Raw genomic sequence first — 11375 nt, forward strand, 5'->3', positions numbered from 1 at the left:
TCGCTTCATGTCTGTCACTCCGCTTATCGACGCCGCAGGGTTGCGTGCGTGGGCCCAACGCGCCTCCGCCGAGCTGGAGCGGCGCCGAGTGGAGATCAACAGCCTCAACGTCTTTCCCGTGCCGGACTCCGATACGGGCTCCAACATGGCGCACACGATGCGTTCAGCCTGCGAGCAAGCAGCTTTGCTTGGCGACGACGCCAGCGCCGTCGATGTCGCCGAAGCCCTGGCCGTCGGCGCTGTACGTGGAGCACGCGGCAACTCAGGTGTGGTGTTGTCCCAGGTGATGCGCGGAATCGCGCAGTCTGTCAAAGACGATGCTTCGGACGGGGAGATGGTCGCGGACGCATTGGCGCATGCCGTGAAGTTTGTGGACCAAGCCATTGCGGATCCGGTGGAAGGCACCGTGATTACGGTGCTCCGAGCGGCGTCTGTGGCTGCCCAACAAGCGGTAGAGGACATTGGGCGTCCGTTGAGCTTGCTCGATGTCGCAGCACCTGCGACATCTGCGGCCAGGGTGGCCTTGGCCAACACGCCGTCGCAGCTGCCAGTGCTACGCGAGGCCGGAGTGGTTGATGCCGGCGGCACTGGTGTGGTGATTCTGCTCGAAGCCTTGTTGGAAGAAGCCGAGGATAGTCCTGCAACGGCACCTGATGGTGATGTCCAAGGGAGCGCCGTACGCAGCGCAGAAAGCAGCACAGAAAGCAGCACAGAAAGCACCCCGGCACCTGCTGAAAGGGCGGACCGCGACGGGCACATTGACATGGCGCATGCGGGGCCGGCGGGTCGGGAGCATTCCCTCGAGGTGCTCTTTGGTTTTCAGGGCGATATTGCGGAGTTAGAAACCGAGCTGCGCCCCTTGGGCGATAGCCTGGTCATCGCTCGGCTATCTGATTCGGAAGCCACTGTGCACATTCACTCGCTCGATGCAGGTGCTGTGATTGAGACGGCGTATCGCCTCGGCAAAGTCCAAAACCTGCGCCTTGAAGTGCTCCCGGGTGCCCCAGTGGTGCGAAATCCCGATCGCTTGATTGTGGCCGTGACGCCTCCCGGTTCCCTGACAGAGCTGTATAAGGAAGCAGGCGTGGTTACTGTTGCCCCGGGCGACGAGGTGATCTCGGACATGCTCTCGGTGATTCGGCGTTCGGGCAGCAACGAGATCATCGTGCTGCCGAATGGGCTGCTCAGTAACCGGAATCTTGCTGCCGTGGAGAAAGCAACCCGGGCGCTGGAACAGACGATCACACTGCTTCCTACAGTCCGGTTAGTCTCCGGTATTGCAGCGCTGTCTGTCCACGATCCGAACCAGCCGCTGGCTACCGCCGCGTTTTCCATGTCTGAGGCGGCTGGCGAGATGCGTACGGCAGTGGCTCACCGCGCAAAGAAGGGCGCGCTGACACTCAGCGGCGCGGTTGCCAAGGGTGATGTGGTGGTCACTGCACGTGGGGAGACGCTGCTTATCGCCGAAGACCCGCTCGATGCTGTGAAGCGGGCATGCAAACGCCTGCTCGAACACGGCGGGGAGCAAGTCACGGTGCTGTTTGACCCAGCTGAGCTGTCGGAGGAGGAGCTTCGCACGCTAAACACTGAGCTCGGCGTCCAGGTCATGGTTTATCCTGCAGACGGATTGCAAGCATGTGCGGAGATCGGGGTGGAGTAAATGCTGGGGTTTGAGGACAATCGGCCACTGACTGAGGTTATTCCTGCGAAGCAAGCACGGGCGATTGAGAAACACCTCAACATTTCCACGTGTGGCGAGCTGCTTCGGCACTATCCGCGACGCTACCTGCACTACGGCACCGGTGCTGACCTGACCGGGGTCGAAGCAGGCGATACGGTTACCGTGATCGGCGAGGTCGTCGACGCCAACACGTTTTACACCAAAAAGACGCCCAAGCGGCCGATTACCAAGGTGGTGATCCACGATGGGCGGACGGAGTTCCAAGCCACCTTCTTCGGCTCCCAATATGCCCAACGGGTGCTGAAGCCGGGTCGGCGCGCGATGCTGACGGGCAAGTTGGACTTCTACCGTAATCAGCCTCAGCTGCAGCACCCTGACTTCGTGCTCATGGACGGTCCTACTGAGGCGACCGGTTCCATGCGTCAGCTGTCTCACTTCGGCGATCTGGAAGAAATGCTGCGTGGCCGCCAGTGGCTTCCCCTGTATCCGGCGTCGAAGCAGGTCAGCACGTGGACAATTATGGGTGCGGTGCATGCGGTGCTGAAATCGCTGCCGCGTATCGACGAGCCACTTGGCTTCACCCCCATCGGCCTACTGCCGTTGAATGCTGCCGTGCGCCAGATCCACGAGCCTGGTGCGGAAGGCCCTGCGCGCGCAAAGGAGCGACTGAAGTACGACGAGGCGCTCTCGGTCGCGCTGGCGATGGGGGTGCGACGCATCGACACCTCCGCTCACAGGGCGCCCGCGATGCCGTATGTCAAGGGCGGCGACGAGGACAAACTTTTGGAAGGTCTGCCGTTCCCGTTGACCCGCGGCCAGAAGGAAGTGATCTGGGACATCACGGCGGATATGTCCAAGACGGTGCCGATGAGTCGCCTGCTCCAAGGCGAGGTCGGCTCTGGAAAGACGGTGGTGTCGTTGATGGCGATGCTCCAGGCCGTCGATAACGGCGCGCAGGCGGCATTGCTTGCTCCGACGGAAGTTCTCGTGCTGCAACACGCGCGTTCGTTGACGTTCACTCTCATGCGTGCGGGTCTCCCCACCCGAGTGGTTGCGCTGACAGGATCGATGACGGTCGCGCAGCGCCAAGAGGCACTGCTGAAGATTGTTTCCGGGGAGGCCGACATTGTCGTCGGTACGCACGCCCTGCTCCAAGAGGGCGTGGACTTTTTCAACCTGGGGCTTGTCGTTGTCGACGAACAACACCGCTTCGGCGTAGAGCAACGCGACGCCCTGCGTGCCAAAGCGGGGGAGACCACACCGCATTTGCTGGTGATGACGGCAACGCCGATCCCACGCACCATTGCGATCACGGTGTTCGGCGACTTGGAAGTATCCACGCTGCGCGAACTTCCCGGTGGGCGCAAACCGATCCAGTCTGCGGTGGTCCCGGAATTCAAACCGCGCTGGGTGGAGCGCGCTTGGGAGAAGATCCGCGAAGAAGTTGCAGCCGGGCACCAGGCCTACATCGTGTGTCCGCGTATCGACGGCGAAGGCGGCGTACTTGAGGTTGCCGAGCATCTCGCCGCAACGGAGTTTGCGGACCTGACAGTCGGCATCCTGCACGGACGCCTCAAAGGCGACGAGAAAGACAACGTCATGGCGGACTTCGCCAAAGGCGGCATCGACGTGCTGGTGTCCACGACGGTGATCGAGGTCGGCGTGGATGTGCCGAATGCCACGGTGATGGTCGTGCGCGAGTCGGAGCATTTCGGTGTCTCCCAGTTGCACCAGCTGCGCGGCCGAGTTGGGCGTGGCGGCAACCAGTCGCTGTGTCTGTTCCACACGCTCGCGGAGGAAGGCAGCCCCGGCTTCACCCGCGTATCCCAGGTAGCGGCTACAGCGGACGGGTTCGCGCTCGCGGAGCTTGACCTGCTTAACCGCGGCGAAGGTGACGTGCTTGGCACAGGCCAGTCCGGCATCAAACGCACGCTGCGGTTGATTAACTTGGTTGAGGACTACGACATCGTTAAACGTGCCTACGACGACGCCGCCACCTTGGTAGCAAACCAACCCGAGTTTGCCCGGGCAGCTACCGCCGGGTTCGTGGCAGAAGACTTCGAATATTTGGACAAGAGTTAGCTGGTTAAAGTTATGGGAATGAACCGCATCATTTCGGGAGAAGCCCGCGGCCGGAAGATCAAAGTGCCGCCGGCAGGAACGCGACCTACATCCGACCGGGCCCGCGAGGGGCTGTTTTCGTCGTTGCAGGTGCGTTTCGGGTTCGTCGATAAGCATGTGCTCGACCTGTTTGCAGGCTCGGGTGCGCTCGGGCTCGAGGCCGCGTCGCGTGGTGCGGCAGAGGTCGTGCTGGTGGAGAGCGACCCTGAGGCAGCGAAAATCATCGAATACAACGCAGGCGTGGTCAAGCACCCCAACGTGCACATCCACCAGATGAAGGCGTCGACCTACGTTGCATCGGCGCCGAAGAAACACTTCGACATGGTGCTGGCAGACCCTCCATACGAACTAGCCGACGAGGCGGTCGCAGAGATGGTCGAGGCCCTCAAACCTGCGCTGGCGGATGGGGCAGTGGTTGTCGTTGAACGCCACCGCGAAAGCCCGGAGACTGCATGGCCTGCGGAGTTCACCCCGACCGGCCAGAAGCTCAAGCGTCGCATCTACGGTATTGCACGTATGGATATGGCGGTCTACGCCGACCCGGAAGCAGAGGACAACTAAATTGACCATCGCAGTCTGCCCTGGCTCGTTCGACCCGATCACGAACGGGCACCTCGACATTGTCACCCGTGCCCTTCGTCATTTCGACGAAGTGATCGTGCTGGTCACTGGCAACCCAACGAAGACGTCGGGGCTGTTTACTATCGACGAGCGCGTCGACCTCATCCGCGAAGCCACCTCACACCTTGAGGGCGTCCGCGTGGATAGCTGGGCGGGTCTATTGGTCGATTACACCACCCAGCACGACATCAGCGCGCTGATTAAGGGCTTGCGCTCCTCGCTCGATTACGAGTACGAACTGCCGATGGCACAGATGAACCGACGCCTGACCGGCGTGGATACCTACTTCCTGCTGACGGATGAGAAGTACGGCTACATCTCGTCCTCGCTAACCAAAGAGGTTGCGAAGTACGGCGGTGACATTTCCGGACTCGTGCCGGAGAGCGTCCACGACGCGATTCGGGAGAAATTCAGCAATTGATCGTGTTGATCGCCGTCGCGCTCGCAGTTGTGATGGGCGCTGGGCTGCAGCGCATTTCCGGCATGGGACTGGGTCTGATCACCGGGCCTGTGCTCTCGTTGCTGTTGGGACCAGTGGTCGGCATTCTCATGATCAATGTCATCGCCATGGTCAATGCGGTCTTCAACACTTGGGGGATGCGACGCGACATCGACTGGTCAAAGTTCTGGCCGATCGCAGGCGCGCTCATCATCGGCGTGCTTCCCGGGGTGTGGGTGGTCTCTCACGTATCGACGAGCGCCCTGCTCATCATCGTCGGTGCCCTGTTACTCATCGCCCTGTCAGTGGTGACGTTGGGCAAGCGCTACGTGCCCCAGATCGAAGGTGTGGTTCCTGCAGCTGCCGCTGGCGCCGTCGGCGGGTTCATGAACACCCTCGCAGGCGTTGCCGGGCCGGCATTTACCGTTTACGCGCACGCGGCACGTTGGCCACAGCGCATCTATGCCGCCACCTTGCAGCCGTTGTTCTTCGTCGCCGGCGCACTGTCGTTCGGGGCAAAGGAACTCTCTGGTGCGGCGGATATTTCCTCGATCAACCCCTGGCTGTGGGTCGCCTCCTTTGGCGGCATGCTTCTCGGAATCACCGCGGGAAAGCGGCTGGCCCCGCACGTACCGTCCGCGAAGGCCTACCGCATCGCGCTCGGGCTTGCGTTCTTCGGAGGCGCCACCACACTAGTCCGCGGCCTCGCAGGCTTGTTGTATGGATGAAAAACGGCCGCCCGGATGTGGGCGGCCGTTTCGTGTAAGGGAGTGTCCTGCTAGAACAGCGTGGAGACGAACGACTTCGTACGCTCGTGTTGCGGGTTATCCAGCACCTGTTCCGGTGTGCCGTACTCGATGATCTGGCCACCATCCATGAACGCGACCTTGTCTGCGACCTCGCGGGCAAACGACAACTCGTGCGTAACCACCAGCATGGTCATGCCATCATCGGCGAGCATGCGCATCACGCGCAGCACTTCGCCAACGAGTTCGGGGTCGAGGGCGGAGGTGGGCTCGTCGAAAAGCATCAGCTTCGGATCCATCGCAACCGCACGAGCAATCGCCACACGCTGCTGCTGGCCACCGGAGAGCTGGATCGGATACGCGTCAGCCTTCGACTCAAGACCGACCATCGCAAGCAGCTCCTTCGCGCGCGCAGTGGCCTCTGCAACCGGCTGGCCCTTGACGTGCACCGGGGCTTCGATGATGTTGTCCAGCACCGTGCGGTGGCCAAACAGGTTGAAGTTTTGGAACACCATGCCAATATCGCGACGCTGCTTGGCGGCGTCCTTCTCACTCATCTCGTAGAGTGCGCCGTCGCGCTCCTTGTAGCCGATCAACTCGCCGTCGACGTACAGACGACCCGCGTTGACCTTTTCCAAGTGGTTCACACAACGCAGCAGCGTGGACTTACCAGAGCCGGACGGGCCGATCAGGCACGTCACCTCGCCGGGGGCGACCTCAAGGTCGATGCCCTTGAGCACGTCGAGGCTGCCGAAGGACTTCCAGACATCTACCGCCTGGATCATAGGAGTTTCCTTGACGGTCATTAGCGCTGTCCCTTCTTCTGCGGTTCTTCGACAATTTCAACGTTGTTCGGAATGGTGCCCTCGGCGTCAGCCAGGCTGGCGAGCTGGCGAGCAGTGAGCTGGCGGGTGGCGCCGCGGTCGAAGTAGCGCTCCAGGTAGTGCTGGGCGACCATGAGCAACGACGTGATCACCAGGTACCAGGTCGCAGCCACCAGAAGGAGCGGTACTGGCTGGAACAGGGCGGCGGCGATATCCATCGAGCGGCCGTAAAGCTCAAGCGAGTACGGCACAGCAACGACGAGCGAAGATGTCTTGAGCAAGGAGATGAATTCGTTGCCGGTCGGCGGAATGATGATGCGCATCGCTTGCGGTAACACCGTACGGGTCATCGTCTGCCCCCAGCTCATACCCAACGCCTTGGAGGCCTCAACCTGGCCTTCCGGCACAGCGGAGACACCAGAGCGGACAATCTCTGCCATGTAGGCGGCCTCATTCAAACCAAGGCCAACAACGGCCAGGGTAAACGCAGAAGAGGTAAACGGCTCAAGCGGAATCTGGGCGAAGCCGACGTTGATCGAGTCGTAGATCGCGCCAATCAAGCCCCAGAACATCAACTGGACGTAGACCGGGGTACCACGGAAGATCCACAGGAACACCCACGCCACCGTCTTGAACACCGGGTTCGGGCTCATGCGCATGACGGCCAACAGCACACCGCCGACAACGCCGAGCAGCATCGCCAGCACCGTGATTGCAATGGTGTGCAGGGCCGCCATAGCGATGCGGGTATCCAGCAGGTACTGGAAGTAGATGTCCCAGCCGTAAGCCTCGTTTCGGGCCGCGCCGATGACAAACCAGACCACAAGCAGCACAAGAATCACTGCGAGCGTCCACCGTCCAGGGTGGCGCAACGGTTTCGCCTCGATACGCTCAGGACGCTTGCGTTCGCCCTGAGAGGCGACGTACTGGGAATATGGGGTGCTCATGCTTAGTGTTCTCCCACTGGTTGTTCGTTAATCAAAGCCTGGTCGAGCAGACCTGTCGAGATATTCCATTGCGCAAGGATGCGCTGGTAATCGCCGGTATCGATGAGGTGCTGCATCGCGGCAGCCATCGCCGGCGCAAGCGCAGAACCCTTCGGCACAGCAATGCCGTACGGCGCGGCGTCAAACATGTCGCCGATCATTTCCATCTTGCCGTCGGAGCGCTCCACAGCCCACGCGGTAACAGGGGAGTCGGCGCTGTAAGCATCGGCGCGCCCGACAAGCGTTGCAAGCGCTGCGTTGTCTGCTGTGTCGAAGGCAAGCACAGTAATCGGGTCCTTGCCCGCTGCTTCGCAGGCTTCTGACTTCGGACGAACGTCGTCGGTCTCCGAAACCGTCGTACGCTGCACCGAGACCGTCAAACCGCACGCATCATTCGGATCCACGTCGGCGCCAGGAGCGGCAGCCCACTGAATACCCGCGTAGAGGAAATTGATGAAGTCGAAGGTCTGGCGGCGTTCCTCGTTATCGGTAAAACCTGAAGCACCGGCGTCGAGGCTGCCACTGGAGACAGCGGGCAGGATCATCGAGAAGTCCATGTCTGCAACATCGAAGTCCATCCCCATGACACCAGCGAGTGCACGGGCAATGTCCATCTCCACACCGATGACCTGCCCGGTGGAGTCTTTGAACTCGAACGGGGCGAACGGTGGGTTCGCGCCGACGTTGAGCACGCCGTCTGCGGCAATTTCTGGCGGCACCATCGCCGCAATCTCAGGTACGGCGTCCGGAACGATCGGCTCCCAGCCGTCCGGGTTGCCGCCCTCTGTGTTAGTAACGCAGCCCGCGAGCGGCAGGGCCGCGGCGAGCACAGCGGCGAAAAGACGCCGCTTTGCGTGGGGTGGGTAATGCATTGGTCTCCCGCATACGATGAATACTTGCGTAGTCCCGTATATTACGCGCCGAATGCGGGATGATAAAACGCACCGCCCGAGCAGTAGAAACTACTGTGTTGCCATACGAATACCACGCATAGCCAGCTCAATGATCTGGCCAATGACCATCATGCCGAGGACGACCGGGATCCACACGGAAGTACGCTGGCTGGATCCTTCTGAGCTCAGGGCGAAATCGCCGGTGAAAAGCCCTTTGCCCATCTTTGCGGAGCCCTGGGCTTCCATCTTCCACAGCTCAACCGGGTTAGCGGTATCCGGGATGGAAGAGCCCTTTGCCCAAGCTTGGACGACCTCCTTGCCTTCGCCTTCTTCCATACCGTCGGTCCACTCGGTAAACATCTCGGAGCTAGACACCTTCTTCAGCGGGTTCTTCTCCGGATCGATGTACATCGGATCCTTCTCCGGGTTCGGCTCAAGAGCCTCGATGAGCCCCTTCGGCTTGTCCTTGGAGTCCTTGCCGTCTGTGCTGTCCTTGTTGCTCTCAGCGTCCTTCTTTGCCGAGCTGGTCGCGTCGGACAGCGCAGCAAACGAATCGATGGTGTCCTTCAGTGCGTTGCTCGGGGAGACTGGAGCGTCCTCTTGCGCTGCCCCTTCCTGTGCATGTGCAGGAACCGTCAGCGTGGTCAACATGAGTGCTCCGGCGACAAAGCCGGCGATATAGGTCTGGCGCATGCGCCGTAGTCTAACCAAGCCATCGCCTAATGCCCATGTTGCTCTTCTCTACCGGCGTTAGACTGGCGAAATGACTACCACTATTTTGGGCTGGCTGACAGAAGAAACCATCGAAGACGCCGCAGGTTCAGGTGCATTTAACCGAGGGAAAAAGATCTCCTCCGCAGATGTCACCATCCTTAGCGATACTGAATCTGAAGTTCAGGCCGCAGTCCAAGGGACGTGGACATACCGAACGACATTGTTTGTGCAAGGGGATCGGGTTGGCACTACGTGCGACTGCCCGGTGGGCACGCAATGGTGTAAACACGCGGTGGCAGTCGCACTTGCGCTGCTCATCCCGAACGAGCTCTCGTTCGACGATTCCGCGGTTACCGATTCCTCTGCTACCTCCAACGAGTCGGCTCCAGACGCGGTGGACACCTACGTGGATTCTGCCAGCCCAGATGAACTGCGGCGACTCATTCACCATCTGCGGCAGATTCCAGAGGTCGAAGAGATGCTGGAGTTTAACGCCTTGAAGAGTTCGGGCGATGACAAACAAGTCCGTGAACACGTGAAATCGGCGATCACCGCTGCATCGCGGAAGAGCAGTGGTTTTCGGGATTATTGGCAAAGTATGGAACTCGCACGGCACTGGAGCGATGCCCTTGACGTGGTGGAGGCGTACGTTGATGAGCACCGTGGCGTCGCAGTACGGCCCCAAATTGAGCGCGCGATCACGAGGTTGAATGCGGTTTTGCAACGTGCGGATGATTCTTCCGGGATGCTCGGCGACGAACTGCATCGATGCTTCGACCTTCACGTGCGAGCATGTACTGACGGCGTTGAGGACCAACAAAAACTTGCCAAGTGGTTGGTAAAGGAGACACTGGAAGCACCGTTCCTTGAGCCTGACCTGAGGGGCTATGCGGGACTTCTCGACGCTGACGCGGTCGAATCGATCGCCGCAGCCTTTGAGGCGAATCCACCGAAGTACGGGGCCAAGGCGCTCTTCCTCGATGTTGCATTCCTGCGTGGCGACGACGACGAGATCGAATCAATGCTGCTCGAAGGTAGCTCCGTGAAGGACCTCATCGAGTTCTACGAGTCACGCGGCAGGAAAGATGAGGTCAAAGCAGTCCTTTCGACGTGGGATACACCGATCCACTGGAACGAAATCGACTTCTTTGAAAACCGTTTGCGCGCCTACCTGGGCGACAAAGCGTTGTTGGACTACCGGATTGAGAAGTTCAAAGAAAACCCGGGAACAGCGACATTTGACCGCGTGATCCATGGTCCGGGAGTGACCGAGGACGTGATCGACCTAATCCCGGAGGGTATCCCGGGCAGGGACATCATGCTCATGCATGCGGCAATGAGATTCAACGATCCGGAACTGGGCCTATCGGTGGTAGATAGCGACGAGGTGGATGTTCACTCTGCATTTGAATTCGCCCGTTCAGTGCTATCCAGTCACGACCCGGAACGTGCACTGGAAATCATGCTCAGAGAACCTGAGCACATTGTTCGGGCAACTGGCGACAGGCCGTACAAGCAGGCTGCCGCATCGGCGATGCAGATCATCGACTGCTTCCCGGCCGATCCAGTCGTACGTAAGGCAGTGCTGGAAAAGATGGAAGAGTTAGCCATCCGATACAAAAATCGGCCCAAGATGCTCAAGATTTGGCGCAGCAGCGGGCTGATCAGCTAGCCGCGAGCCCCCAAATCGCTCCCGAGTCGTTTTGGCGAATGTTGGAGCGTTTTATGGCGTACCTCAAACTCAACCTTTGGAGGTCATGCCCTAGGAGCGAGGAAACTATTGGACTTCTCGTCGGCATCGGTGCAGTCCGGTTGCGTCCCTTAGTGTGGTGTAACGCTTGCTGATGGTGGGCGCTTGAAAATAGTGGGGCGGCCATCGTCAGTAACCTTTCGACTCAACTACCCCCGCGCATGCGGGGAAGACCAGCGACTGTGCCTTCTTGTCCGTGGCTTCGAGGGACCACCCCCGCGCATGAGGGGAAGACTTTTGTCGTGGTGGCTTCCTGATCGGCTGGCTGGGACCACCCCCGCGCATGCGGGGAAGACCGCATGCCCGGAACCGCAGCCGTGCAGCAGCGGGGACCACCCCCGCGTATGCGGGGAAGACGAAAACGTGTTGGATATCTCCGGTGCGATGCCGGGACCACCCCCGCGTATGCGGGGAAGACCGCACTGCCACTACGTATATTGGGGGTCAGAAGGGACCACCCCCGCGTATGCGGGGAAGACACCGTGAACGTGTGCAGCCAGTCGGTGGCTGCGGGACCACCCCCGCGTATGCGGGGAAGACCGTGCCCACAATGTCGCCTACCTGCTCGGCACGGGACCACCCCCGCGTATGCGGGGAAGA

The 11375-nt window shown here is 60.5% G+C and carries 10 protein-coding genes; 6 read left to right on the forward strand and 4 right to left on the reverse strand.

From position 1 onward, the window contains the following. Positions 1-7 precede the first annotated feature (7 nt). From HMPREF2785_RS10550 to HMPREF2785_RS10570, 5 genes are read left to right on the forward strand one after another with little or no spacing between them, the layout of a single operon-like run. Positions 8-1660, forward strand: a complete 1653-nt coding sequence (locus HMPREF2785_RS10550) for a DAK2 domain-containing protein (protein WP_083308975.1) — start codon at positions 8-10, stop codon at positions 1658-1660. Continuing rightward, positions 1661-3763, forward strand: coding sequence for an ATP-dependent DNA helicase RecG (locus HMPREF2785_RS10555; protein ID WP_070615379.1), 2103 nt, complete (start codon positions 1661-1663; stop codon positions 3761-3763). It abuts the gene before it with no gap. 18 nt (positions 3764-3781) lie between these two features. Next, entirely contained in the window at positions 3782-4363 is a 582-nt protein-coding gene (rsmD, locus tag HMPREF2785_RS10560; protein ID WP_180949979.1) for a 16S rRNA (guanine(966)-N(2))-methyltransferase RsmD, read from the forward strand. 1 nt (position 4364) lies between these two features. Then, entirely contained in the window at positions 4365-4844 is a 480-nt protein-coding gene (coaD, locus tag HMPREF2785_RS10565) for a pantetheine-phosphate adenylyltransferase (RefSeq protein ID WP_070484190.1), read from the forward strand. A 2-nt stretch (positions 4845-4846) separates the two neighbouring features. Next, positions 4847-5590 (forward strand): sulfite exporter TauE/SafE family protein, encoded by a 744-nt coding sequence (locus HMPREF2785_RS10570; RefSeq protein ID WP_371440505.1) that lies wholly within the window; start codon positions 4847-4849, stop codon positions 5588-5590. 50 nt (positions 5591-5640) lie between these two features. Here HMPREF2785_RS10570 and HMPREF2785_RS10575 read toward each other — a convergent pair whose 3' ends face one another. From HMPREF2785_RS10575 to HMPREF2785_RS10590, 4 genes are all read right to left on the reverse strand, one after another. Further along, positions 5641-6393 (reverse strand): amino acid ABC transporter ATP-binding protein, encoded by a 753-nt coding sequence (locus HMPREF2785_RS10575; RefSeq protein ID WP_141739328.1) that lies wholly within the window; start codon positions 6391-6393, stop codon positions 5641-5643. A 20-nt stretch (positions 6394-6413) separates the two neighbouring features. Then, on the reverse strand, positions 6414-7379 hold the full coding sequence (locus tag HMPREF2785_RS10580; RefSeq protein ID WP_070422944.1) for an amino acid ABC transporter permease: 966 nt from the start codon (positions 7377-7379) through the stop codon (positions 6414-6416). 2 nt (positions 7380-7381) lie between these two features. Continuing rightward, positions 7382-8290 carry an ABC transporter substrate-binding protein gene (locus HMPREF2785_RS10585; RefSeq protein WP_070422943.1) on the reverse strand — a complete coding sequence of 303 codons (909 nt, stop codon included), beginning with the start codon at positions 8288-8290 and terminating at the stop codon, positions 7382-7384. 90 nt (positions 8291-8380) lie between these two features. Beyond that, positions 8381-9004: a hypothetical protein gene (locus HMPREF2785_RS10590; protein ID WP_070615382.1), complete on the reverse strand. Its 624-nt coding sequence runs from the start codon at positions 9002-9004 to the stop codon at positions 8381-8383. Positions 9005-9074: 70 nt separating this feature from the next. On the opposite strand from HMPREF2785_RS10590, the gene HMPREF2785_RS10595 reads away from it, so the two are divergent. Continuing rightward, positions 9075-10697, forward strand: a complete 1623-nt coding sequence (locus HMPREF2785_RS10595) for an SWIM zinc finger family protein (RefSeq protein WP_141750692.1) — start codon at positions 9075-9077, stop codon at positions 10695-10697. Positions 10698-11375: the final 678 nt, after the last annotated feature.

The organism is Corynebacterium sp. HMSC067D03, from assembly GCF_001811185.1.
Classification (GTDB): Bacteria; Actinomycetota; Actinomycetes; order Mycobacteriales; family Mycobacteriaceae; genus Corynebacterium; species Corynebacterium coyleae.

Excerpts from the sequence above, each read along its gene's own strand:
- HMPREF2785_RS10550 (WP_083308975.1), top strand. The coding sequence starts at position 8 with ATGTCTGTCACTCCGCTTATCGACGCCGCAGGGTTGCGTGCGTGGGCC.
- HMPREF2785_RS10590 (WP_070615382.1), bottom strand. The coding sequence starts at position 9,004 with ATGCGCCAGACCTATATCGCCGGCTTTGTCGCCGGAGCACTCATGTTG.
- HMPREF2785_RS10580 (WP_070422944.1), bottom strand. The coding sequence starts at position 7,379 with ATGAGCACCCCATATTCCCAGTACGTCGCCTCTCAGGGCGAACGCAAG.
- rsmD (WP_180949979.1), top strand. The coding sequence starts at position 3,782 with ATGAACCGCATCATTTCGGGAGAAGCCCGCGGCCGGAAGATCAAAGTG.
- HMPREF2785_RS10575 (WP_141739328.1), bottom strand. The coding sequence starts at position 6,393 with ATGATCCAGGCGGTAGATGTCTGGAAGTCCTTCGGCAGCCTCGACGTG.
- HMPREF2785_RS10555 (WP_070615379.1), top strand. The coding sequence starts at position 1,661 with ATGCTGGGGTTTGAGGACAATCGGCCACTGACTGAGGTTATTCCTGCG.
- HMPREF2785_RS10585 (WP_070422943.1), bottom strand. The coding sequence starts at position 8,290 with ATGCATTACCCACCCCACGCAAAGCGGCGTCTTTTCGCCGCTGTGCTC.
- HMPREF2785_RS10595 (WP_141750692.1), top strand. The coding sequence starts at position 9,075 with ATGACTACCACTATTTTGGGCTGGCTGACAGAAGAAACCATCGAAGAC.